Consider the following 21,093-nt stretch of genomic DNA (forward strand, 5'->3'; position numbering starts at 1 on the left):
GTCAGAGGGCCTGGAGCGGTCCTGGACTAGTCCATATTGAGGAATATTCGATGCGCGAAGCAGCGCCGCGTGCCGTCACCACCATCTGCCGTGCCTTGCAGGAACAGATCGAACACGGCCTGTTGGCCTGCGGCAGCAAGCTGCCGGCCGAGCGCAAGCTCAGCGAGCTGTTCGACACCACGCGCATTACCCTGCGCGAGGCCCTGGGGCAGCTGGAGGCCCAGGGGCTGGTCTATCGCGAGGAGCGCCGCGGCTGGTTCGTGTCGCCGCCGCGGCTGACCTACAACCCCTTGGTGCGTAGCCATTTCCACGCCATGGTCGGCGAACAGGGGCGGGTGCCGGCGACCGAGGTGCTCAGTGCGCGGCTGATGCCGGCCAATGCGGAGATCTGTCAGTTACTGGAGTTGCCGGCGCTGTCCAGCGTCTACCAGATCCGTCGGGCCCGGCGCATCGATGGGCGCCTGGTGCTCTATGTCGAGCACTACCTCAACCCGAGCTACTTCCCCGGCGTGTTGGATTTCGACCTGACTCGCTCGTTGACCGAGTTGTATGCCCGCGAATACGGCATTCACTATGGCCGGGTCCGGTTCGACATGATGCCCACCGCGCTGCATCACGAGGCCGCCACGGCCCTCAGGGTGGCGCTGGGCAGTCCGGCGCTGCGCATCGTGCGGGTCAATCGCGATCAGCACGGCCGGCTGATCGACTGCGATCTGGAGTTCTGGCGCCACGACGCCCTGCATGTGAGCGTCGAGGTGCCGGAGTGAGTCAGCGGCCCGGCTGCCACTCGGGGTAGCGGGGCAGCTCGTCGGTGGCCAGCCAGGGGCGGTCGTGGTCGGTCCAGATATGCTGGGCCGGCCGCGCGCCGGGGTCCTGGTCGAGGGTGGCGACGCGCACGATGACATGGGGCTGGCCGGCGCGCTCGGCGACCAGTTGCGAGCCGCAAACCGAACAGAAGCGCCGCAACTTGCCCGGCGAGGACTCGTAGCTGGCCAGCTTGTCCGTGCCGCGCAGCCAGCGGAAATGCTCGCGCAACACCCCGGCGGTGCTGGCAAAGGCCGCGGAGTGGGCCTTCTGGCAGGTCAGGCAGTGGCAATGGACGATCGGCTTGTCCAGCTGGTCGATGGCGTAGGCAACGGCGCCGCACAGGCAGCTGCCGGCGATCATCAGGGCAGCTCCGGGCTGGTGTAGAAGGCCGTCAGCACCTTGACCAGGTGCGCCAGGTCGTGGCTGCCGGCCAGCTCGCGGATCGAGTGCATGGCGAAGGTCGGCAGGCCGATGTCCACGGTGCGCACGCCCAGGTGGCCGGCGGTGAGCGGGCCGATGGTCGAGCCGCAGCCCATGTCGCTGCGGGTGACGAAGCTCTGCACCGGCACCTCGTTCTCCAGGCACAGGTGGCGGAAGAAACCGGCGGTCTCGCTGTTGGTGGCGTAACGCTGGTTGCTGTTGATCTTGATCACCGGGCCGGCGTTGAGCTTGGGGCCGTGGTTCTCGTCGTGCTTGTCCGGGTAGTTGGGGTGCAGCGCATGGGCGTTGTCGGCGGACACCAGCAGCGAACGCTGGATGCAACGCACGAAGGCGTCGCCCTCCGGCAGCACGCGGCGCAGCACCTGCTCGAGCATGGGGCCGTCGGCGCCGCAGGCCGAGGTGGAACCGACTTCCTCATGGTCGTTGCACACCAGCACGCAGCTCTCGGCGTCCGGGGCGGCCAGCAGTGCCTGCAGGCCGGCATAGCAGGACAGCAGGTTGTCCAGCCGTGCTCCGGCGATGAAGTCGCGATTGAGGCCGATCACCGCGGCGGCCTGGGTGTCGTAGAAGCTCAGCTCGTAATCCAGCACCGCATCGGCGCTCAGGCCGTGTTCGCTGGCCAACTGGTCGGCCAGCAGGGCGCGGAAGTCCGCCGCCTCGCTGCCGGTGAGCTGGGCCAGGATCGGCGGCAGTTCGGTCTGCGCGTTGATCGCCCAGCCCTGGTTGGCCTCGCGGTTGAGGTGGATGGCCAGGTTGGGGATCACCGCGATCGGCGTCTGGAAGTCGATCAGCTGGCTCTGCACCTTGCCGCTCTCGCGGAAGGTCACGCGGCCGGCCAGGGACAGGTCGCGGTCGAACCAGGGGGCGAACAGGGCGCCGCCGTAGACCTCCACGCCGAGCTGGAAGAAGCCCTGGCGCTGCAGCTCCGGGTGCGGCTTGACCCGCAGGCAGGGGCTGTCGGTGTGGGCGCCGACCAGGCGCAGGCCGCCCTCGACGGGCGAGCGCTGGCCGAGCTTGAAGGCGATGATCGAGGAATCGTTGCGGGTCACGTAGTAGCGGCCGCCGGCCTCGGTGTGCCAGGGCGCGCGCTCGTCCAGATGACGGAAGCCGGCGGCCTGCAGGCGCTGGGCGAGGGCGGCGGTGGCATGGAAGGGGGTCGGCGAGGCCTTGAGGAAGTCGATCAGGCCTTGGTTGAATTCTTCGCGCATGGGGCACTCCTGGCGGCAATGGCCGGAGTTTATCGGATTTGCCCGGCGCATTGGGGCGGGCATTGCCCGGCCGGCTCAGGCGGGGATGGCGACGAGGCTGAGCAGTTGTCCTTGGAACTCGCCGAACTGACCCTGCAGTTCGCGGCCGGCGGTCCATTCGCGATCCAGGTCGATCAGCAAGCGCAGCCGCGCCTGGCCGTCCTCGCCACAGCTCAGCAGTTCGGCATCCTGGAAGTAGAAGCGGCGCAGCACCTGGGGATAGAGCGCCTTGAACAGGCTTTCCTTGAGCGAGAAGGTCAGGCTGACGCGCCAGGCGCGCTGCGCGGCGGACAGCGGCTGCAGGCGGCGCAGCTCGTCCGGGGTGAGGATCTCCGCGGCCAGGCGCTCGGCGCGGGCGATTGCCAGGGGCTGTTCGACATCCAGGCCCAGGCCGCGCCAGGCGCTACGCCTGGCCACCAGGGCGGCGGCCCAGCCGTTGCCGTGGGTGATGGAACCGACCACGCCAGCCGGCCATTGCGGCGCCCGGTCGGCCCCTATCGCCGGCACCTGGGCCTGGCCGGTCAGGCGCAACAGGGCCTCGCGGGCACACAGGCGGCCGGCGAGAAACTCCGTCTGGCGCTTGGCGACTCCTGGCACCGGGGCGATGCCGCAGCGGCCGAAGTCCTCGGCCGCCAGCCGCTCGGCCGTGAAACGGGTGCTGAGCAGCTGCACGCCGGGCAGCGCCTGGGGCAGCGGCCAGTGGTCGTGGAGCGGGGAGCAACAGGAGGGCAGGTAGGTTTCGCTCATGCCGGCATTCTGCCGAGCCTAGGCCGGCCTGTCAGCCGGCAGTGGGCGTTTACATTTCTTTGCAAAGCGGCAACAAAGCTAAACGGATAGTCGGCCGCGTATTTGCCAGACTGGCGCCCGCGCTTCAATTGAGCGCAGGTGAGGTTGTAGTCGGTGCCGGTGTCTGCCGGTGTCGACCTTTTTCTCTGAATCGAGTACGGGAGCCCGTTTGGGCTCCCGTTTTTTTTTGATGCGGCTGACCGCCGGTATTGCCTGGTCGGGAACCCTAGTGGCAGTCGGCCACTCAAACCCCATACTGCCCGCCGGTTGAAGCGCCATTGCGCCGCGTGAGTCTGTTCCGGCCTGGCAGGCGTGGGCTGCATCGGGCTCTCGCGCCCTTGGCGGGCGGCTAAGTACGAGGGGAGGCGAGTGATGAGTTTGCCGTGCCTGGTGTGGGCCGACCTGCGCAGCGACCCCCTTGAGCCCAGCCCGGTTGACGCCATGCAGGCGTACTTCCGACTGCAGCACGTGGTTGGCCCGGCAAACACCGTGCGGGGCATCGAGCAGAGCGCGCCACTGCTGGCCTGCTTCGAGTACGACTACCCCAATCTGAGTGGCCTCAAGGCGCTGCGGGCGACCAAGCAGGCCCATCCCTCGCTGCCGATTCTGATGCTCACCGTCCATCATTCGGAGGCGTTGGCCGTGTGGGCGTTCCGCACCCGGGTCTGGGACTATCTGGTCAAGCCGTTCTCGGCCAAGGAGCTGTGGTGGCGTCTCGAGCGGCTGCTGGCCGTTTTGCCGGCGGGCCAGGAGGGTGGCCGAGCAATCGCCATGCCCGTGCCCCTGATTCCCCCGGAGGCCCGCATCGGCAGGCCAGACGCCGCCGAGCGGATGACTCAATACGCCCTGACCTATGTCCAGCGCCACTACGGCGAGATGCTGCGGCTGCAGGACGTCGCCCGCTGCTGCCACATGAGCGTCTACGCGTTCAGCCGCAGCTTCAAGCGCACCTATGGCCTGACCTTCCGCGAATACCTCTGCCGCTATCGACTGAAACGCGCCCTGGAGCTGCTGCAGCATTCGAACGCCAGCATCTCCGAGGTGGCCTGTGCCTCTGGTTTCCGCAACGCCTCCCACTTCTCCCGACTGTTCCACCAGCGCATCGGGGTCACGCCGTCCCAGTATCGGGGCGATCTGCCCAGCGCCCGGCCCTGGCCAGATAACGCATAGCGTTCTGCAACGGCAGCAAAATCAGACTTTAGTCTGAAGCCCATACTTGAAGCGGGCAGTCGGCGGTCGTAGACGGTCGCTGTCGGCAGAGCCTTTCCAGTGGAGAGAGGCGCGGCGGTTCTTCGGTTATGTCCAAGCGGGGAGGGCGCGAACGCGAAGTCTGGGGCCTTGTACAGAGAAGAGAAAGGAGGAAACCATGTTCACTCATTGGTTGAAAATCTACTCGGTGCCACTGGCAATCGGCATAGCCGGAGCGGGCCTCTACGCGGGACCGGCCAGCGCAGGCACCTGCGTACTGACGGACGGTAACCGGGACACCGGTTGGCTGCTGACCTTCGATGACGCCCAGGTGAGCAATTGCGTCTTCACCGGCAACGCCGGGACCGGCCGCAACAAGGGCACGCTCGATCTGACGCTGAACATCGCCAATGCCAAGCCCATCGACATAGGTTTCGTGCAGGCGGTAGCGGCCGCGGAGGACAGCTTCGGTCTGCGCATCACCTGGAACCTGAGCCTCAACAACAACTACCAGTTGCTGCGCGGCATCAGGGGGCGGGCGTTCGACAACACGGAGAAGCTCGACGATGACGAGAACGAGTTCGTCGAGAACGATCACCCGGGCTTTGCCCACTTCCACAACGATGGCACCTTCAACCCCGGGCCGTTTGTCGGAGCCGAGGATTGCGATTGCGAATCGGATCGCGACTTCAAGATCAAGGCCGAGGATGGCGGGACCTTCCCGCTCGGGGCGTCGGGTGCCGTCACGGGTATCGGTGTGCACCAGATCGAGGAGCAGGGCCGCGTGCGTAGCTTCTCGGTCAGCGTCGAACCTCTGGAGGCGGAGCTGCGGTAACACGCGTAGAGGTACAGGGCTCGACCTGCCTGCAGACCGAGGTGTTTGTCGGCGGGCCGAGTCGGGGACGCCGCCCGTTATCGACGGCAGAAGCCTTTAGGCCGCGGCTGCCCGTTCTGGCGTCGGCGGCGCTCAGGCCAGCTTCATCACCAGCACGCCGGCGAGGATCAGGCCGCAGGCGAGCAGGCGGATGGGGGGCAGGGCTTCCTTGAGCCACAGGCTGCCGATCAGCAGGGCGAACAGCACGCTGGACTCGCGCAACGCCGAGACCAGCGCCACCGGCGCCTGGGTCATGGCCCAGATGACGATGCTGTAGGCCGCCAGCGACAGGGCGCCGCCGGCCAGGCCGCCGCGCCAGTGCGGGCCCAGGCGCAGGAAGGCGTCGGGGCCGCGGGTCGTTGCGACCACGCCGAGCATGACCAGCCCGTTTACCGCGAACAGCCACATCGAGTAGGACAGCGCGTCCTGGTTGTTGCGCGCGCCGATGGCATCGGACAGCGTGTAGCCGGCGATGAAGCCGGCGGTCATCAGGGCGCTGAACAGCATCGGCGCACTGAGCCCAGCCGTAGGGTGGTGGCCGCGCAGGGCCATCAGCCAGATGCCCGCGACCAGCACCAGCAGGCCGAGCCATTGGCCCTGGGGCAGGCTGTCGGCCAAGAGCGGCAGCGACAGCAAGGCGACGATCAGCGGCGAACTGCCGCGGGACAGGGGGTAGACCTGGCCCAGGTCGCCGTACTGGTAGGCACGCGACAGGAACACGTTGTAGCCGACATGCAGCAGGGCCGACAGGGCGATCCAGGGCCAGGCCGCCGCCTGAGGCAAGGCCACGAAGGGCAGGGCGCAGAGTGCCACGGCACCGGCGGCGATCTGGATCAGGCAGACCGTGAGGAAACGGTCGAGGCCGATCTTGAGCAGGGCGTTCCAGCCGGCGTGCAGCGCGGCGGCGGCCATCACGGCGAGAAATACGGGGGTTTCCAAGCGGCTTCTTCCTTGTACCGGCGGCGCGTGGCGGGTCGGGGCACCGATACTGCCATATCCGCGCGCGGCGGGCTGGCGCCAGTTGGCCGCGCCGCTCGGGCCAGCGCCCATGCTAGGCTTGGCGGCGGCCTGCTGGAGGCCGGATCAGCGAGTCTTCCCATGTCGACCTCTCCTGTCAGCGCGCATCTGCAGCGCGGTACCGGCGCCTATCGGCGCGCCACCCTGGCGCTGTTCTGTGCCGGATTTGCCACCTTCGCCATGCTCTACTGCGTGCAGCCGTTGTTGCCGCAGCTGGCCGCCGAGTTCTCGGTGTCGGCCGCCGCCAGCAGCCTGGCCCTGTCCCTGGCGACCCTGAGCCTGGCGGTGTGTCTGCTGGTGTCCGGGGCCCTGGCCGAGAGCTGGGGGCGCAAGCAGGTGATGGCCGCCGCCCTGGCCCTGGCCAGCGTGCTGGGCATCGGCTGCGCCTTGGTCGAGAGCTGGGACTACCTGCTGCTGTTGCGGGCACTGCTGGGCCTGGCCCTGAGCGGTCTGCCGGCCCTGGCCATGGCCTATGTCGGCGAGGAGTTCGACCCCGAGGCGTTGCCGGCGGCGATGGGCCTGTATATCGGTGGCACGGCACTGGGCGGTCTGCTCGGGCGTCTGCTCGCCGGGGTGCTCAGCGACCTCGGCGGCTGGCAGCTGGCGCTGGGCGGTATCGCCGGGCTGGGGCTGCTGGCCCTGGCGTTGTTCCTCTGGCTGCTGCCGCCTTCCCGGCATTTCCAGGCCCATCCGTTGTCGCTGCGCGGGCTGCTGGGCAACTTCGCCCGGCACCTGGGCAACGCCGAGTTGCGTGGCCTGTTCCTGCTGGCGTTCCTGCTGATGGGCGGCTTCGTCGCGCTGTTCAACTACATGGGCTTCCGCCTGGCGGCGGCGCCGTTCAACCTGTCGCCGACCGCCATCGGCCTGCTGTTCGGCGTTTACCTGCTGGGCATCTTCAGCGCCGGCTGGGCCGGACGCCTGGTGCCGCGCTTCGGCGCCCGCCAGGTGCTGCAGGGGGGCATCGGCATCATGCTGGTCGGCGTGGCCCTGTGTGCCACGTCCTGGCTGGCGGCTGCCGTGGTCGGTTTGGCGCTGTTTACCCTGGGCTTCTTCGCCGCCCATGCGGTGGCCAGCGGTCAGGTCGGCCAGCGCGCCCGGGGCGCCAAGGCCCAGGCCTCGGCGCTGTACCTGGGGGCCTACTACCTGGGCTCCAGCCTGATCGGCTACGGCGCCGGCTTCGTCTGGGAGCATGCCGGCTGGCTGCCGTTGCTGGCGGTGTTGGCCGGCCTGTTCCTGTTGGCTGCCTGGCGCGCCCGGCGCTTGTAACGGCGCGGCGGCTAGTGCTCCTGGGCGCGGTAGGCGCCGGGGGTCAGCCCGGTCCACTTCTTGAATGCGCGGTGAAAGGCCGAGGGCTCGGAGAAGCCGAGCTGCTCGGCGATCTGCTGGATCGACAGTTCGTCGCGGCCCAGCTGGTAGATCGCCAGGTCACGGCGCAGCTGGTCCTTGAGCTGCTGGAAGCTGGAGCCCTCCTCGCGCAGGTGGCGGCGCAGGGTCTGCGGGCTCATGTGCAACTGCTGGGCGATGCCGTCCAGGTCGGCCCAGCGGGCGCAATCGCGGCCGAGCAGGCGGCGGATCTGCCCGCTCAGGCTGTCGCCGCCATCGGGGCGAGCCAGCAGATCAGCCGGCGAGTGCTCGAGGAACTGCTTGAGTGTGCGCTCGTCCTGCAGCAGCGGCATCGCCAGGTAGCGGGCATGGAACAGCAGGCCGCTGCTGGCGGCGCCGAAGCGTCGGCGGCCGGGAAACAGCAGCTGGTATTCGCCGGCGTGGGCCGGTTCGGCGTAGGCGAAGCTGGCTTCCTCCAGGCGGATGCGCTGGCCGATCAGCCAGCTGCCGAGGCGATGCCAGATCACCAGCAGGCTCTCGACCAGAAAATGTTCCGGGTCCCACAGGCGGGAGTCGTCCACGCTCAGGCGTACCCAATCGCCTTCGCGCTCGAGGCGGATGCCCGGGGCCTCGGGGAGCAGGCCGTAGAACAGCGCGCCACGCGCCAGGGCCTTGCCCAGGCTGCGGCAGTGGATGATCGCGTGGCACATCATGGCGAAGGTGCCGCGTCTGCTGCGCAGGCGGCCGAAGCCCAGGTATTCGTCGTCCAGCTGCTCCCAGAGCAGCTGCAGCAGCCGGGCGAACTGCTCGGGAGCGACGCGTGCCCGCGGCTCGTCGAGCAGCGCCGTCTGGATGCCGGCCTGGCGCAGCAGGGCGTGGCAGTCCTGGCCTTGACGTGCGGCGCCGCGCAGGGCGGCGCGGACGAAGTGGCAGGCGATGGTGCGTTCGCGCATGGCGGGGCTCCTGTTCCAGCCGCCGATGGTAGGCAGGTGCAGCCTGGCAGGACAAGCCGGCCGAGCGGATGGGTCAACCGGGGCTGAGCGCTCGTGTCATTGAGGCGCGCGGTGCCGACGCCTACCCTGGGCCTATTGAGTTTCGGCGCTGCCGCGCCTCGCCTGCGATACCAGGAGTTGAAATGAACGGCCCGTTGTCCTCCCTGAAGATTCTCGACTTCTCCACCCTGCTGCCGGGGCCCTTCGCCTCGCTGCTGCTGGCCGATCTGGGCGCGGAGGTGCTGCGCGTCGAGTCGCCCAGCCGCATGGACCTGGTGCGGCTGCTGCCGCCCCACGATGGCGGCGTCTCGGCCAGCCACGCCTACCTCAACCGCAACAAGCGCAGCATCGCCCTGGACCTCAAGCGAGCCGAGGCGGTGGCGCTGGTCAAGCAGCTGGTGAGCGAATACGACATCGTCCTGGAACAGTTTCGCCCCGGGGTCATGGACAAGCTGGGCGTCGGCTATGAGGCACTCAAGGCGGTCAACCCACGGCTGATCTATGTCTCCATCACCGGCTATGGCCAGAGCGGCCCCTACAAGGATCGCGCCGGCCACGACATCAACTACCTGGCGCTGTCTGGCATCGCCAGCTACACCGGCCGGCGCGACAGCGGGCCGCTGCCCCTGGGGGTGCAGCTGGCGGATATCGCCGGTGGCTCGTTGCACGGGGTGGTGGGCCTGCTGGCGGCGGTGGTCCAACGCCAGGTAACGGGGCAGGGGCAGCAGGTGGACGTGAGCATGACCGACTGCGCCTTCAGCCTGCACGGCATGGCCGGGGCCGGCTATCTGGCCGCCGGCATCGAGCCCGGCATGGAGCGCCAGGTGCTCAACGGCGGCAGCTTCTACGACTACTACCGCACCCGCGATGGGCGCTGGCTGTCGGTGGGCAGCCTGGAGCCGCAGTTCATGCAGCAATTCTGCGCCGCCATCGGCCGCCCCGAGCTGGCCGGGCGCGGGCTGTCGAACGACCCCGCCGAGCAGCAAGCGCTCAAGCGCGAGATCGCGATCGAGATCGAGAAGCGCGACCTGGCCGAGTGGAACCGCCTGTTCGCCGAGCTGGATGCCTGCGTCGAACCGGTGCTGAGTCTGCGCGAGGCCCTCGCGCATCCCCAGCTCGACGCCCGCGGCCTGGTGGCCGAGGTGCCGCGCGAAGGCGCCCCGGCGCAGCGGCAGATCGCCTGCCCGCTGAAGTTCTCGGCCGGCTTGCCCGCGCCCCGGCATATCGGCGCGGCCCTCGGTGCGCACACCGAGCAGGTGCTGAGCGAGCTGGGCTGTTCGCCCGAGCGGATCGCCGAGCTGCGGGCCAGCAGAGTCATCGCCTGAGCCGCCTGGCCTCATCGTCCTGGCGGCGTCCGCCGAGGCCGAGGGTGGCCGTTCTGGCCGTGCACTATACTTGCGCTGACCTTGCCGCCGGCCGTGCCGATGCCTGCCTGCGCCGTTGGGGGACGGACTGAGATTGATTGCGCGCCGCCGTTGATCTGGCCGCACTTGCGCCGCCAGGTGCCAACGAAGACAGGATGAAATGACCATGGCAATTGCAATTATCTTGCTGCTAATAGTCGTCGCATCGGTGCTCTTTCATCTGTTCAGCCCCTGGCATCTGACCCCGGCCGCTTCCAACTGGGGCTCGATCGATACCACGCTGCTGATCACCCTGGTCATCACCGGAGTCTTCTTCATCGCCGTCACCCTGTTCATGGCGGTGGCGGTCATACGTTTCCGTCATCGTGCAGGCCGGCGGGCGGCCTATGAGCCGGAGAACAAGAAGCTCGAATGGTGGCTGATCGGCGTCACCAGCGTCGGCATAGTCGGCATGCTGGCCCCGGGCCTGGTGGTCTACGACGATTTCGTGCGGGTGCCGGAGGAGGCCCACGAGCTGGAGGTGGTCGCCCAGCAGTGGCAGTGGGCCTTCCGCTTTCCCGGCGACGACGGCCGGCTGGGCAAGTCGGACGTCAGGTTCATCGACGCCGCCAACCCCCTGGGGATCGACCCCGATGACCCGGCCGGGCAGGACGATGTACTGATCAAGAGCAACGAGGTGCGCCTGCCCCTCGGCCGCCCGGTCAAGGTGCTGCTGCGTTCCAAGGATGTGCTGCACAACTTCTATGTCCCGCAGATCCGCAGCAAGATGGACATGGTGCCGGGCATGGTGTCGTACTTCTGGTTCACCCCGACCCAGACCGGCCGCTTCGAAGTGCTCTGCGCCGAGTTCTGCGGCGTCGGCCACTACAACATGCGCGGCTATCTGCACGTCGAAGAGCAGGCGGCGTTCGAGCAGTGGCTCGGCGCCCAGCCGACCTTCGCCCAGACCCTGGCCAGCGCGGCCAGGCCCAGCCGGGACAGCCTGCTGGAGCAGGGCCGCCTGCTCGCCGAGAGTCATGGCTGTCTGGCCTGTCACAGCCTGGACGGCAGCCCCAGCCTCGGGCCGAGCTGGCGGGGCCTGTACGGTCGCAGCGAACCCCTGGCCGATGGCAGCAGCGTGCAGGTCGACGAAGCCTATCTGAAGGAGTCGATCCTCGAGCCCAAGGCCAAGATGGTCCGGGGCTATCCGCCGGTGATGGTGGCCTACTCGTTCAAGGAGGACGAGCTGGACGCCCTGGTGGCCCTGATCAAGTCGCTGAGCGACGCGCCCGCCGCGGAGTCCGCGCGCGCAGAGGATCTGCCGGCGCAGGGCCTGAAGCTGGCCGAGTCCCTCGGCTGCCTGGCCTGCCACAGCCTCGACGGCAGCCCGCGGGTCGGTCCGGGCTGGCTGGGCCTGTACGGCAAGGCCGAGACCCTGGCCGACGGCAGCCAGGTGCGGGTCGATGAGGCCTACCTAAAAGAGTCTATTCTTAATCCCAACAGCCAGATCGTCAGGGGCTATGCCGCGATCATGCCGGCCTATGCTCCCAGCGACGACGAGTTGCAGGCGCTGATCGCGCTGATCAAGTCCAAGGCGAACGGCAATGCCGATGCCGGCAAGGCGGAGTCGGGCCCGTAGTCCCACGCAAGCGGAGGGCGCCCGGAACTTCGCCAGGAGGGTGATCCGATGGCCTATGCGGAGCAGGCGGAAAGCGCGCTGCTGCACGAGCCCCAAAGCTTCCTGACCCGCTACATCTGGAGCCAGGACCACAAGGTCATCGCCATTCAATATGCGCTGACGGCGATCTTCGTCGGCCTCATCGCCCTGGTGCTGTCCGGCCTGATGCGCATGCAGATCGGCTTCCCCGGCAGCCTGGAGTTCATGGACGCCAGCGCCTATTACCAGGCCATGACCATGCACGGCATGATCATGGTCATCTACCTGCTCACCGCGCTGTTTCTCGGCGGTTTCGGCAACTACCTGATCCCCCTGATGGTCGGCGCCCGGGACATGGTGTTCCCCTACGTCAACATGCTCAGCTACTGGTTCTACCTGCTGTCGGTCATCGTCCTGCTGGCCAGCTTCTTCGTCCCGGGCGGCCCTACTGGGGCGGGCTGGACCCTCTATCCGCCCCAGGCCATCACCGCCGGCTCGCCGGGCACCGAGTGGGGCATCGTGCTGATGCTGGTGTCCCTGGCGATCTTCATCGTCGCCGCCACCATGGGCGGCCTCAACTACGTGACCACGGTGCTGCAGGCCCGTACCCATGGCATGACTCTGCTGCGCATGCCGCTGTCGGTGTGGGGCATCTTCATGGCCTCGATCCTCGCCCTGCTGGCCTTCCCGGCGCTGTTCGTCAGTGCGGTGATGATGCTGTTCGACAAGCTGCTGGGCACCAGCTTCTTCATGCCGGCGATCATCTCCCTCGGCCAGCCGCTGGAGCACGAGGGCGGCAGCCCCATCCTGTTCCAGCACCTGTTCTGGTTCTTCGGCCATCCGGAGGTGTACATAGTGGCGCTGCCGGCCTTCGGCCTGGTCTCGGACCTGATCAGCACCCACGCGCGCAAGAACATCTTCGGCTACCGCATGATGGTCTGGGCGATCGTGGCGATCGGCGTGCTCAGTTTCGTGGTCTGGGCGCACCACATGTACGTCAGCGGCATGAACCCCTATTTCGGCTTCTTCTTCGCCACCACCACCCTGGTCATCGCCGTGCCCACCGCGCTCAAGGTCTACAACTGGGTGCTGACGCTGTGGCGTGGCGACATCCACCTGCGGGTGCCGATGCTGTTCGCCCTGGCCTTCATCCTCACCTTCGTGGTCGGCGGCCTGACCGGCCTGTTCCTCGGCAACGTGATAGTCGACATCCCGCTGTCGGACACCTATTTCGTGGTCGCCCACTTCCATATGGTCATGGGCGTGGCGCCCATCCTGGTGGTGTTCGGCGCCATCTATCACTGGTTCCCCAAGATCACCGGGCGCCTGCTCGACGACCGTCTGGGCAAGCTGCATTTCTGGATCACCTTCCTCGGCACCTACGCCATCTACTTCCCCATGCACTACCTGGGCTTTCTCGGCATGCCGCGGCGCTATTACGCCTACGAGAACTACGAGTTCATCCCGCAGTCGGCCCAGGATCTGAACGCCTTCATCACGGTGGCGGCCCTGACCGTCGGCGTGGCCCAGCTGCTGTTCCTGTTCAACCTGGCCTGGAGCCTGTTCAAGGGCAAGCCGGCCGGGGCCAACCCCTGGGGCGCCACCAGTCTGGAATGGTTGACGCCGGACACCCCGCCGGTGCACGGCAACTGGGGCGCCAAGTTGCCGGTGGTGCACCGCTGGGCCTATGACTACAGCGTGCCGGGCATCGAGCAGGACTTCGTGCCGCAGACGGTGTCGGACGAGGAACTGGCACGCTGGCGCCACCGCGCCGGCAGCAGCCAGCCAGTGGAGCCCAAACCATGAACAGGCTGCTGCTGCGCGACGCCGCCGGCGCCGACCCCGGCGGCAACTGGGGCCAGCCGTCGGATGGGGCTCCGCTCGCCGATGGTCACCGGGCACGCACCGCCCGGGTTGGCCTGCGCCTGTTGCTGGTAGTGGTCAGCTCGCTGTTCCTGCTGTTCCTGATCGCCTTTATCGCCCGCTCGCAGGTGGCCGACTGGCAGCCTTTGACCGAGCCGCTGGCGCCACTCTCCCAGCCCTGGCCGCTGTGGCTGAACACCGGCCTGCTGGTCGCCGCGAGCCTCGCCCTGCAATGGGCGCGGGTGGCGGCCAGGCGCGACTGGCCGGTGGCAACGAACCTTGGCTTCGGCCTCGCCGGGCTCTTCGCCCTGGCCTTCTTGCTGGGGCAGCTCTGGGTGTGGCGCCTGTTTACCGCCTGGGGCTATGGCGTCGCGGGCAACCCGGCCAACAGCTTCTTCTTCCTGCTGACCGGGTTGCACGGGCTGCACCTGCTCGGTGGGCTGGTCGCCTGGGGCAGGACCCTAGGCAAGCTGTTGCGCCACGCGTCCCCGCTGCAGCTGCGCAGCAGCGTGGAGCTCTGTGCCATCTACTGGCACTACCTGCTGGGGCTCTGGCTGCTGCTGTTCGCCTTGCTGACCAGCACGCCGGAAACCTATCGAGCCATCGCGGCGTTCTGCGGGTTGAGGTGACGCCATGGCCGCCGACACGCCCACCCCGGGCAAGCCCCGTTCCTCCACGCTGAGTCCGGCCGAAGACGCGGTGCCCGGCTGGCAGGGCGTTGCCCGGGACTGGGCCGCGGACAAGGAGGCGTTCCAGCGGGTGTCCTGGGGCAAGGCGATGATGTGGATCTTCCTGCTCAGCGATACCTTCATCTTCACCTGCTTCCTCACCGGCTACATGGCGGTCCGTATCACCACCACCGAGCCCTGGCCCCATGCCAGCGAGGTGTTCGCCCTGACCATAGGCGGGGCCGAGATTCCGCTGATCCTGATCGCCATCATGACCTTCGTGCTGATCAGCAGCAGCGGCACCATGGCCATGGCGGTCAACTTCGCCTATCGCCGGGACCGCGTCAGAACCGCGGCCCTGATGTTGACCACCGCCGCCTTCGGCCTGACCTTCGTCGGCATGCAGGCCTTCGAGTGGAGCAAGCTGATCAGCGAGGGCGTCAGACCCTGGGGCAACCCCATGGGTGCGGCGCAGTTCGGCGCGAGTTTCTTCATGATCACCGGCTTTCACGGCCTGCATGTGTCGATCGGGGTGCTCTACCTGAGCATCGTGGCGCTGAAGGTGTTGCGCGGTGACTACGAGCGTTCCGGGAACTATCAGATCGTCGAAATCGCCGGGCTCTACTGGCACTTCGTCGACCTGGTGTGGGTGTTCATCTTCGCGTTCTTCTATCTATGGTGAGGCGCTAGGGAGGCTTGGCGATGGCGCATGCACAGGGCCAGCAACATCCGATCGACCTGTACCTGAAAGTCTGGGGGCTGCTGTTCGTCCTCAGTACCCTGTCCTATATGGTCGACTACTTCCACTTCGCCGGCTATCTGCGCTGGTCGTTGATCATCGTCTTCATGCTGCTCAAGGCGGGGCTGATCGTCGCGATCTTCATGCACATGGCCTGGGAGCGTCTGGCGATGGTCTATGCCATCCTGGTGCCGCCGTTGTGCCTGCTGGTACTGGTCGGGTTGATGGCCGCCGAGGCGGATTACATCTTCATCAGTCGGGCCTTCTTCTTCGGCTCATAAGCCCCCGCCGGCTGACCGCTAAGGCCATCCGGGAGCAATTCGGGGGCGACTATCCGGCTATATGGTGCGCTTGAACTGATGCCATTTCTGCTGCCAGGCGACTATCCAGTGCGGCGAGGCCGCGCCGGTGCCGGCGTCCCTCAGGGAGGGGTGGTGCTGGATGATCCGGTCCAGTACCGACTCCTGTTCGGGTTCGACATCCACGAAGAACACGTGCTTGCCTTCCTTGAGCTTCTGCCGGAAGTTGCGGAAGTGCGCGTTCGGCACCTGAATGCCGAAGAAACCGCCTTCCCAGGTGCAGAAGCCGAACAGCACTATGGCCAGGAAGACGAAGGGCATCCACCCCGCAGCCGACGCGGTCCAGCCCAGCAGATAGGCGCCGCCCAGGACCACGGCGGCGAGCACCACGCCGATCAGCGCGCCGATTTCCCCGGAGTGCACGACATCCTGTTTCATGAAGGAGGGCACGTCATGCAGGTGATGATGCTCCACGTCGGCATCCTTCTCGCTGAGCACGTGGATTTGTTCGGTACTGATGCCGTTGGCTTCCAACTCGTTCTCAACGGTTTCAAGATCGTCGAGATCGTCACTGATGTAGTAGTGCCGATTCATGACACACCTCCCACCTCGTGTTTGCTTCAGACCCCTCCATCCAGAAGCCGATGAGTGAAAATTGCAGTTGGTAATTGCCCCCGTGAGACAGATTGCGCACTGACTGCAGTCGCAGAAAAGTATAGCACCCAGGATGTTCGGCTAGCAGATGCTTGTTCTGGCGTCAAGCAGTCGGCGCTCTGGTGCCAGGGGCGAGGCGATGTGCATGGGTGCCTACCGTTTGGTCTGCCGAACACGCTGCGGGCCGCTAAACTTGCTGAGGGGACGGCCTCGGGAGGTCATGCGGATCATGCCAGCCAAGCTCAGTGCCATGCGCGCGGATATCACCACCCTGCGGGTCGATGCCATAGTCAACGCGGCGAACAGCTCCCTGCTCGGTGGCGGCGGCGTGGACGGCGCCATTCATCGCGCCGCCGGCCCCGAGCTGCTGCAGGCCTGCAGATTACTCGGCGGGTGCCCGACAGGGGAGGCCAAGATCACCCAGGGCTACCGTCTGCCGGCCCGGCACGTCATCCATACGGTCGGCCCGGTCTGGAAGGGCGGGGAGCGCGGGGAGCCGCAGTTGCTGGCGTCCTGCTATCGGCGCTCGCTGGAGCTGGCGGCCGCCCATGGGGTGCGCAGGCTGGCGTTTCCCAGCATCGGCACGGGCGTCTACGGCTATCCGGTGGAATTGGCGGCTCGCACGGCCGTGGATACGGTGCGTGCAACCCTCAGGGATCTCACCATGATCGAGGAAGTGATTTTCTGCTGCTTTTCTGCCGGCGACCTGCAGGTCTATCAACGCCTGCTCGCCTAGAGTCCTGGTTGACCCGTGCAGCGGGGCCGCCACTGCTCGGCGGCGGCTATCGAACGGCCTCACTCCAGGCGCTGTTCGCCGGTGAAGCTCAGGGTCGCCTTGCAGCGCCGACAGTAGTAGCGCCGCCCCTTGGCAACCAGGTTGTGGCGCTGCGCGGAGAAGGGGAACTCGCCCTGGGGGCAGGTGCAGCGGTAGATGAAACGGTTGACCGGGCGACGCTGCACCTCATAGTTGTGGCAGCGTTGCGGCGGCAGTTCGTAGACGCCGCGCATGATCAGTTGCCATTCCTCGCCATGGGCCTGGATGCCCGCGCCGAACAGCTGGTGGGCGATCAGGTGGGCCACCTCGTGGGCCACCGTCTGCCTGAGAAAATCGTCCCGATTCTCCCGGTACAGCTGCGGGTTGAAGCGCAGTTTGTTCTCCGTCAGGTGTGCCACCCCGGCCTTCTGTCCGCGCAGCTCGAAGCTCACCTGCGGGCGGCTGAAAGGGCGCTTGAAGAAGGCTTCGGCCTGGCGGTAACAGGCCTCGACACGGGCATGGAGGCGTTCGGGCATGGCGGTGGTTCTCGGCTGGGCCAGCGATTATGCCCAAGCGGGGCGCCATCCACAGCCCTGAAACGACGAAACCACCCGCAGGTGGTTTCGCTTTGCCGTCCTCGCAGTCTTAGCTGGTGTACACCGGGCCGACGCCGAAGCCCCAGAGGATCACCGAGCAGGCGATCATCGCCACCAGCACCACCAGCCCCACCGCCAGTACCGAGCTGGAGAACATGAAGCCCTCGTCCTTGGGAATGTTCATGAAGGTCGGTATGCCCACGTACAGCAGGTAGACGGTGTAGCAGATGGCGACCGTGCCCACCGTCATGGCCAGCCACAGGTGCGGGTAGAGCGCCGCGAGGCCGCCGACGAACAGCGGGGTGGCGGTGTAGGCGGCGAACACCACGCACTGGGTCAGGTTGGGGCTGGCGTCGTAGGTACGCGCCATCCAGTGGATGAAGGCGCCCATCACCGCGACGCCGGCGAGCATCGCCAGGTAGGACATGATGGTCATTTGCAACGCGCTGGCTTCGGTCAGCATCACCGGCGCTCGATCGCCGATCGACCAGCCGACCTGGGTGGTGCCGATATACGCGGATATCGCGGGAATCGCCGCGAGGATCAGGATGTGAGTGAGATACATGTGGCTGATGGTTTCTTCCTCGCCACGGATTTCTTGCCATTCTTGGTCAGGATGGGTGAAGAGCCCCCAAACATGATGGATCATGCCAAACACCTCCTATTTTTATAGCGATCGCCCCCCAGCGGAGCGCCCGGCGCGCGTGAGCAGCGCCACCGGGTGCCAGGCCGAACCTATGCGACCGTATGTCGCAGTATAGGCAAGGGGTGTAGGCCGTGCGGGGTGTAGTGTTAGAGCAAATTGATCTCTAAGAATTAGTCGTAATAGCGCTCTAGAATTTCCATCGCCTTGTTGATCGATTGCAGGCGTTCCGTACTGCCGCCGCGATCGGGGTGGTGCTGGCTCACCAGTTGGCGGTAACGACGTTTGATGGTGGCGAGGTTGAGCGGTTGCAGGCTGTCGTGCAGCTCGAACAGTTCCAGGGCCGCCTGTTTTTCCTCGCCGCCCTGCATGCGGGTCCAGAAGCTGGTGAGCAGCTTCTGGACATCGTCCTCGCGGGTGTCGCGCAGGTTGTTCAGGTCCAGGTAATAGTCGCGCAGCGGATCGTGCTCGCTGAGCCCGGCGCCTCCGGCGCGATAGGGCTGCAGCTGGACGCATAGCGGGCTGATGGCCAGGTGCGCGCGTTGCTCGTCCCACAGGCGTTCGCGCAGCAGGTAGAGGGCGTTGAACACCAGGAAGTGGGTGCGAAACAGCACCAGGTTGTCGAGCAGGGGGAGATTGGGGATGTGGCTCGAATGGCCGCCTTTGAGCTGCCGAATCAGCTCGTATTCGCTGAGTCCGGCAGGTGCGGCCTGCAGCAGTTGCAACAGTTGATCGGCGAGCTCCAGCTCGGGGTCGATGGCGTCGTTCATGGGGGCAGCCTAACACTTCACCGGCAATGGGGTGGGGCGTGCCGCGCTTTCTGCGTAAAATGTCGCGCTCTAGCACTTCTATGCGGACTTCAGCGCACCATGGGCACCCTCTCGGTCAACCAGAACAAACTGCAAAAACGCCTGCGTCGCCAGGCCGGCGAAGCCATCGCCGACTTCAACATGATAGAAGACGGCGACAAGGTCATGGTCTGCCTGTCCGGCGGCAAGGACAGCTACACCATGCTCGATGTGCTGCTCTACCTGCAGAAGGTCGCGCCGATCAAGTTCGACCTGGTGGCGGTGAACATGGATCAGAAGCAGCCGGGTTTCCCCGAGCACGTGCTGCCGGCCTATCTGGAGTCCATCGGCGTCGAGTACCACATAGTCGAGAAGGACACCTACTCGGTGGTCAAGGAGAAGATCCCGGAAGGCAAGACCACCTGCTCGCTCTGTTCGCGCCTGCGCCGCGGCACGCTGTATACCTTCGCCGACGAGATCGGTGCGACCAAGATGGCCCTGGGGCATCACCGCGACGACATCCTCGAGACCTTCTTCCTCAACATGTTCCATGGCGGCACCCTCAAGGCCATGCCGCCGAAGCTGCGCGCCGACGACGGGCGCAACGTGGTGATCCGCCCCCTGGCCTATTGCAGCGAGGCCGACATCGAGGCCTACGCCAAGCTCAAGGAGTTCCCCATCATCCCCTGCAACCTGTGCGGCTCCCAGGAGAACCTGCAGCGCAAGGTGGTCAAGGAGATGCTCCAGGAGTGGGAGCGCAAGACGCCGGGGCGCACCGAGATCATGTTCCGCGCCCTGCAGAACGTGGTGCCGTCGCAGCTGGCCGACCGCAACCTGTTCGACTTCAAGAGCCTGAAGATCGACGACAGCGCCACGCCACGCTTCCTCGATGTGATGAATCTGTGATCGATGACCGGCTGCCATGGGCAGCCGGTTTTCTTTGTGGCCCGCAGGACTGTCCCCGGGCGTCGGTTGGGCTACGGCTTCTCCACCAGTCGTTCGACCAGCCCGCGGGCCAGCGGGGTGACCAGCAGCACGCTGGGGAAGGCGAACAACCAGGCGGCCAGCCAGGCGCCGAGCCACAGCGTGCCGAAGCCGGCTATCGGGCCAACGGCGCGGAAGGTGGAGATGCCGGAGACCAGTAGCGACATGAGCCCCGAGAGAACCAGGGCGAACAGCAGTGGGCTGTATTGGCGCGGGATCATCTGAGGGGCTCCGTGCTGTGCTGGCGTGTGCCGCTGCCCTGCAGGCGGTGCAGCGTCTCGGCGAAGTTCTGCCCGAACAGGCGCGCGGTCTTGATATCCCCCGGCGCAAACGCGTCGGCGGCCGAGGCCTTGTCGGCCTGGGCCATCAGTCCCGACCAGGAGCCGAGGCGATTCGCCGCCTCGTCGTACGGCACGCCCAGGTGCTGCTCCGGCAGGGTGGGATTGCCGACCCAGAGCATGCCGTGTTGCATGCAGAACACGAACATCGACAACAGGGTCGATTGCTTGTCGCCGGCCGGCAGCGCCGACACGGTGAAGCCCGCCGCGAGCCGCCCGCGCAGTTGTTGGTGGCGCCACAGCCCTCCCGTGGCATCCATGAAGGCCTTGACCGGTGCGCTGACCCCGCCCAGGTAGGTGGGCGAACCGAGGATGTAGCCGTCGAACGCGAGCAGCTCATCCGGCCGGGCGGCGAGCGCCTGGGCTTGCACCAGTTGAACCTCGGTGTCGGACACCAGTCCCGCCCCTTCGGCCACGTGACCGGCGATGTGTTCGGTGTGCCCGTGGGCACTGTGGTAGATGACCGCGACTTTCTTCATTGCAAGTGCTCCTGGATTAGGAAGAGGACGTTCGACAGGGGCTTATCGCCCCAGCCAGGCGAGCGGCACGGCGGCCAGGTACAGGCCCAGGCCGAACACGCTGTGGTTGACCAGGCTCTTGAAGCAGTTGCGCAGTGGCGTGGGCGTCTTGAGGGAGACGAAGCCGGCGCCCATCGCCGGTTGAATCACCAGCAAGGGAATGGCGACCGTGGCCATGCCGATGAGCAGTGCCGGCATCGGGGTCGGGCTGTGGGCCCAGGCCATGCCTTCGCTGGCCAGCAGCAGGCCGGCGAAGGCGATGCCGGTGGCGTAGTGCATCAGCCAGCCCAGGGCGAGCTCGCCTCTGACCGGCTCGGCCTGGGCGATGGCCGGGTGGGCCAGCCTGCCGCGCAGCAGGTGGGCGACCCAGCGGCCGACGAAGGCGAAGTTCAGCGTCGGTATTCCCAGGCGTTTCAACAGCAGCAGCCAGGCGTCCATGACCGCCGTCGCGCCGATGCCGATGCCTGCTGTCAGGGCGATGTCTTGCATGAGTGGCGTCATAAGGACCTCGTTCAGCTTGACTCGTGGAGGGTTTGGTTCGACTCTACAAGTTCAAGTGAACTTGAAGTCAAGA

24 protein-coding genes are annotated in these 21,093 nt (G+C 66.6%); 12 read left to right on the forward strand and 12 right to left on the reverse strand.

What is annotated here, in order from left to right:
• The first annotated feature begins 50 nt into the window (after positions 1-50).
• The gene (locus ACSX1C_RS02075; RefSeq protein ID WP_439888020.1) at positions 51-767 is read left to right on the forward strand and encodes a UTRA domain-containing protein; all 717 of its coding nucleotides are present in this window, start codon (positions 51-53) and stop codon (positions 765-767) included.
• A 1-nt stretch (position 768) separates the two neighbouring features.
• On the opposite strand, the gene ACSX1C_RS02080 is transcribed toward ACSX1C_RS02075, so the two are convergent.
• From ACSX1C_RS02080 to ACSX1C_RS02090, 3 genes are all read right to left on the reverse strand, one after another.
• Positions 769-1,167, reverse strand: a complete 399-nt coding sequence (locus ACSX1C_RS02080) for a GFA family protein (protein WP_439888021.1) — start codon at positions 1,165-1,167, stop codon at positions 769-771.
• Positions 1,167-2,456 (reverse strand): M18 family aminopeptidase, encoded by a 1,290-nt coding sequence (locus ACSX1C_RS02085; protein WP_369959011.1) that lies wholly within the window; start codon positions 2,454-2,456, stop codon positions 1,167-1,169. The genes ACSX1C_RS02080 and ACSX1C_RS02085 overlap by 1 nt, the downstream gene beginning before the upstream one ends.
• 75 nt (positions 2,457-2,531) lie before the next feature.
• Positions 2,532-3,242 carry a 4'-phosphopantetheinyl transferase family protein gene (locus ACSX1C_RS02090; RefSeq protein WP_439888022.1) on the reverse strand — a complete coding sequence of 237 codons (711 nt, stop codon included), beginning with the start codon at positions 3,240-3,242 and terminating at the stop codon, positions 2,532-2,534.
• A 411-nt stretch (positions 3,243-3,653) separates the two neighbouring features.
• Here ACSX1C_RS02090 and ACSX1C_RS02095 point away from each other — a divergent pair, with 411 nt between their 5' ends.
• Positions 3,654-4,451, forward strand: a complete 798-nt coding sequence (locus ACSX1C_RS02095) for a response regulator transcription factor (RefSeq protein ID WP_439888023.1) — start codon at positions 3,654-3,656, stop codon at positions 4,449-4,451.
• Positions 4,452-4,647: 196 nt separating this feature from the next.
• The gene (locus ACSX1C_RS02100) at positions 4,648-5,304 is read left to right on the forward strand and encodes a hypothetical protein (protein WP_439888024.1); all 657 of its coding nucleotides are present in this window, start codon (positions 4,648-4,650) and stop codon (positions 5,302-5,304) included.
• Positions 5,305-5,436: 132 nt separating this feature from the next.
• Here the strand turns inward: ACSX1C_RS02100 and ACSX1C_RS02105 are convergent, their stop codons facing one another.
• Positions 5,437-6,282: an EamA family transporter gene (locus ACSX1C_RS02105; protein WP_439888025.1), complete on the reverse strand. Its 846-nt coding sequence runs from the start codon at positions 6,280-6,282 to the stop codon at positions 5,437-5,439.
• A gap of 159 nt (positions 6,283-6,441) precedes the next feature.
• On the opposite strand from ACSX1C_RS02105, the gene ACSX1C_RS02110 reads away from it, so the two are divergent.
• Positions 6,442-7,626, forward strand: a complete 1,185-nt coding sequence (locus ACSX1C_RS02110) for an MFS transporter (RefSeq protein WP_439888026.1) — start codon at positions 6,442-6,444, stop codon at positions 7,624-7,626.
• Positions 7,627-7,637: 11 nt separating this feature from the next.
• Here ACSX1C_RS02110 and ACSX1C_RS02115 read toward each other — a convergent pair whose 3' ends face one another.
• Complete coding sequence (locus ACSX1C_RS02115; RefSeq protein ID WP_439888027.1) at positions 7,638-8,636, reverse strand: AraC family transcriptional regulator; 999 nt, start codon at positions 8,634-8,636, stop codon at positions 7,638-7,640.
• Positions 8,637-8,818: 182 nt separating this feature from the next.
• Here ACSX1C_RS02115 and ACSX1C_RS02120 point away from each other — a divergent pair, with 182 nt between their 5' ends.
• The 6 genes from ACSX1C_RS02120 to ACSX1C_RS02145 all read left to right on the forward strand — a co-directional run bounded on the left by ACSX1C_RS02120 (position 8,819) and on the right by ACSX1C_RS02145 (position 15,226).
• Positions 8,819-10,000, forward strand: a complete 1,182-nt coding sequence (locus tag ACSX1C_RS02120; protein WP_439888028.1) for a CaiB/BaiF CoA transferase family protein — start codon at positions 8,819-8,821, stop codon at positions 9,998-10,000.
• Positions 10,001-10,205: 205 nt separating this feature from the next.
• On the forward strand, positions 10,206-11,657 hold the full coding sequence (locus tag ACSX1C_RS02125; RefSeq protein WP_439888029.1) for a c-type cytochrome: 1,452 nt from the start codon (positions 10,206-10,208) through the stop codon (positions 11,655-11,657).
• Positions 11,658-11,705: 48 nt separating this feature from the next.
• The gene (ctaD, locus tag ACSX1C_RS02130; RefSeq protein WP_439888030.1) at positions 11,706-13,481 is read left to right on the forward strand and encodes a cytochrome c oxidase subunit I; all 1,776 of its coding nucleotides are present in this window, start codon (positions 11,706-11,708) and stop codon (positions 13,479-13,481) included.
• The gene (locus tag ACSX1C_RS02135) at positions 13,478-14,167 is read left to right on the forward strand and encodes a cytochrome c oxidase subunit 3 (RefSeq protein WP_439888031.1); all 690 of its coding nucleotides are present in this window, start codon (positions 13,478-13,480) and stop codon (positions 14,165-14,167) included. The genes ctaD and ACSX1C_RS02135 overlap by 4 nt, the downstream gene beginning before the upstream one ends.
• Positions 14,168-14,171: 4 nt before the next feature.
• Entirely contained in the window at positions 14,172-14,888 is a 717-nt protein-coding gene (locus ACSX1C_RS02140; protein WP_439888032.1) for a heme-copper oxidase subunit III family protein, read from the forward strand.
• Positions 14,889-14,908: 20 nt separating this feature from the next.
• Entirely contained in the window at positions 14,909-15,226 is a 318-nt protein-coding gene (locus ACSX1C_RS02145; RefSeq protein WP_439888033.1) for a cytochrome C oxidase subunit IV family protein, read from the forward strand.
• A gap of 57 nt (positions 15,227-15,283) precedes the next feature.
• Here the strand turns inward: ACSX1C_RS02145 and ACSX1C_RS02150 are convergent, their stop codons facing one another.
• A complete protein-coding gene (locus ACSX1C_RS02150; protein ID WP_439888034.1) occupies positions 15,284-15,838 on the reverse strand; it encodes a magnesium transporter in 555 nt (184 codons plus the stop codon).
• Positions 15,839-16,127: 289 nt separating this feature from the next.
• Between ACSX1C_RS02150 and ACSX1C_RS02155 the strand changes: the two genes are divergently transcribed.
• Entirely contained in the window at positions 16,128-16,634 is a 507-nt protein-coding gene (locus ACSX1C_RS02155) for an O-acetyl-ADP-ribose deacetylase (RefSeq protein ID WP_439888035.1), read from the forward strand.
• Positions 16,635-16,693: 59 nt separating this feature from the next.
• On the opposite strand, the gene ACSX1C_RS02160 is transcribed toward ACSX1C_RS02155, so the two are convergent.
• From ACSX1C_RS02160 to ACSX1C_RS02170, 3 genes are all read right to left on the reverse strand, one after another.
• Positions 16,694-17,188: a SprT family zinc-dependent metalloprotease gene (locus ACSX1C_RS02160; RefSeq protein WP_318642381.1), complete on the reverse strand. Its 495-nt coding sequence runs from the start codon at positions 17,186-17,188 to the stop codon at positions 16,694-16,696.
• A 109-nt stretch (positions 17,189-17,297) separates the two neighbouring features.
• Positions 17,298-17,897, reverse strand: a complete 600-nt coding sequence (locus ACSX1C_RS02165) for a Yip1 family protein (protein WP_213638695.1) — start codon at positions 17,895-17,897, stop codon at positions 17,298-17,300.
• 167 nt (positions 17,898-18,064) lie between these two features.
• Complete coding sequence (locus ACSX1C_RS02170) at positions 18,065-18,661, reverse strand: DNA-J related domain-containing protein (protein WP_318642375.1); 597 nt, start codon at positions 18,659-18,661, stop codon at positions 18,065-18,067.
• 99 nt (positions 18,662-18,760) lie between these two features.
• Between ACSX1C_RS02170 and ttcA the strand changes: the two genes are divergently transcribed.
• Positions 18,761-19,585: a tRNA 2-thiocytidine(32) synthetase TtcA gene (gene ttcA, locus ACSX1C_RS02175; protein ID WP_439888036.1), complete on the forward strand. Its 825-nt coding sequence runs from the start codon at positions 18,761-18,763 to the stop codon at positions 19,583-19,585.
• A 71-nt stretch (positions 19,586-19,656) separates the two neighbouring features.
• Here the strand turns inward: ttcA and ACSX1C_RS02180 are convergent, their stop codons facing one another.
• From ACSX1C_RS02180 to ACSX1C_RS02190, 3 genes are read right to left on the reverse strand one after another with little or no spacing between them, the layout of a single operon-like run.
• Positions 19,657-19,884 carry a DUF2798 domain-containing protein gene (locus tag ACSX1C_RS02180; protein ID WP_439888037.1) on the reverse strand — a complete coding sequence of 76 codons (228 nt, stop codon included), beginning with the start codon at positions 19,882-19,884 and terminating at the stop codon, positions 19,657-19,659.
• The gene (locus ACSX1C_RS02185; RefSeq protein WP_439888038.1) at positions 19,881-20,480 is read right to left on the reverse strand and encodes a flavodoxin family protein; all 600 of its coding nucleotides are present in this window, start codon (positions 20,478-20,480) and stop codon (positions 19,881-19,883) included. Before ACSX1C_RS02185 ends, ACSX1C_RS02180 begins: the two co-directional genes overlap by 4 nt.
• 42 nt (positions 20,481-20,522) lie before the next feature.
• Positions 20,523-21,020: a DUF2938 domain-containing protein gene (locus ACSX1C_RS02190; protein ID WP_439888039.1), complete on the reverse strand. Its 498-nt coding sequence runs from the start codon at positions 21,018-21,020 to the stop codon at positions 20,523-20,525.
• Positions 21,021-21,093 lie beyond the last annotated feature (73 nt).

This window comes from Pseudomonas sp. MBLB4123, from assembly GCF_051904775.1.
Taxonomy (GTDB): domain Bacteria; phylum Pseudomonadota; class Gammaproteobacteria; order Pseudomonadales; family Pseudomonadaceae; genus Aquipseudomonas; species Aquipseudomonas benzenivorans_B.

Bases quoted from the DNA above. Each gene is read 5' to 3' on its own strand.
- ACSX1C_RS02155 (WP_439888035.1), top strand. From the start codon at position 16,128: ATGCCAGCCAAGCTCAGTGCCATGCGCGCGGATATCACCACCCTGCGG.
- ACSX1C_RS02080 (WP_439888021.1), bottom strand. From the start codon at position 1,167: ATGATCGCCGGCAGCTGCCTGTGCGGCGCCGTTGCCTACGCCATCGAC.
- ACSX1C_RS02075 (WP_439888020.1), top strand. From the start codon at position 51: ATGCGCGAAGCAGCGCCGCGTGCCGTCACCACCATCTGCCGTGCCTTG.
- ACSX1C_RS02150 (WP_439888034.1), bottom strand. From the start codon at position 15,838: ATGAATCGGCACTACTACATCAGTGACGATCTCGACGATCTTGAAACC.
- ACSX1C_RS02180 (WP_439888037.1), bottom strand. From the start codon at position 19,884: ATGATCCCGCGCCAATACAGCCCACTGCTGTTCGCCCTGGTTCTCTCG.
- ACSX1C_RS02085 (WP_369959011.1), bottom strand. From the start codon at position 2,456: ATGCGCGAAGAATTCAACCAAGGCCTGATCGACTTCCTCAAGGCCTCG.
- ttcA (WP_439888036.1), top strand. From the start codon at position 18,761: ATGGGCACCCTCTCGGTCAACCAGAACAAACTGCAAAAACGCCTGCGT.
- ACSX1C_RS02145 (WP_439888033.1), top strand. From the start codon at position 14,909: ATGGCGCATGCACAGGGCCAGCAACATCCGATCGACCTGTACCTGAAA.
- ACSX1C_RS02120 (WP_439888028.1), top strand. From the start codon at position 8,819: ATGAACGGCCCGTTGTCCTCCCTGAAGATTCTCGACTTCTCCACCCTG.
- ACSX1C_RS02095 (WP_439888023.1), top strand. From the start codon at position 3,654: ATGAGTTTGCCGTGCCTGGTGTGGGCCGACCTGCGCAGCGACCCCCTT.
- ACSX1C_RS02190 (WP_439888039.1), bottom strand. From the start codon at position 21,020: ATGACGCCACTCATGCAAGACATCGCCCTGACAGCAGGCATCGGCATC.
- ACSX1C_RS02160 (WP_318642381.1), bottom strand. From the start codon at position 17,188: ATGCCCGAACGCCTCCATGCCCGTGTCGAGGCCTGTTACCGCCAGGCC.
- ACSX1C_RS02170 (WP_318642375.1), bottom strand. From the start codon at position 18,661: ATGAACGACGCCATCGACCCCGAGCTGGAGCTCGCCGATCAACTGTTG.
- ctaD (WP_439888030.1), top strand. From the start codon at position 11,706: ATGGCCTATGCGGAGCAGGCGGAAAGCGCGCTGCTGCACGAGCCCCAA.
- ACSX1C_RS02125 (WP_439888029.1), top strand. From the start codon at position 10,206: ATGGCAATTGCAATTATCTTGCTGCTAATAGTCGTCGCATCGGTGCTC.
- ACSX1C_RS02185 (WP_439888038.1), bottom strand. From the start codon at position 20,480: ATGAAGAAAGTCGCGGTCATCTACCACAGTGCCCACGGGCACACCGAA.
- ACSX1C_RS02110 (WP_439888026.1), top strand. From the start codon at position 6,442: ATGTCGACCTCTCCTGTCAGCGCGCATCTGCAGCGCGGTACCGGCGCC.
- ACSX1C_RS02165 (WP_213638695.1), bottom strand. From the start codon at position 17,897: ATGATCCATCATGTTTGGGGGCTCTTCACCCATCCTGACCAAGAATGG.
- ACSX1C_RS02135 (WP_439888031.1), top strand. From the start codon at position 13,478: ATGAACAGGCTGCTGCTGCGCGACGCCGCCGGCGCCGACCCCGGCGGC.
- ACSX1C_RS02090 (WP_439888022.1), bottom strand. From the start codon at position 3,242: ATGAGCGAAACCTACCTGCCCTCCTGTTGCTCCCCGCTCCACGACCAC.
- ACSX1C_RS02100 (WP_439888024.1), top strand. From the start codon at position 4,648: ATGTTCACTCATTGGTTGAAAATCTACTCGGTGCCACTGGCAATCGGC.
- ACSX1C_RS02115 (WP_439888027.1), bottom strand. From the start codon at position 8,636: ATGCGCGAACGCACCATCGCCTGCCACTTCGTCCGCGCCGCCCTGCGC.
- ACSX1C_RS02140 (WP_439888032.1), top strand. From the start codon at position 14,172: ATGGCCGCCGACACGCCCACCCCGGGCAAGCCCCGTTCCTCCACGCTG.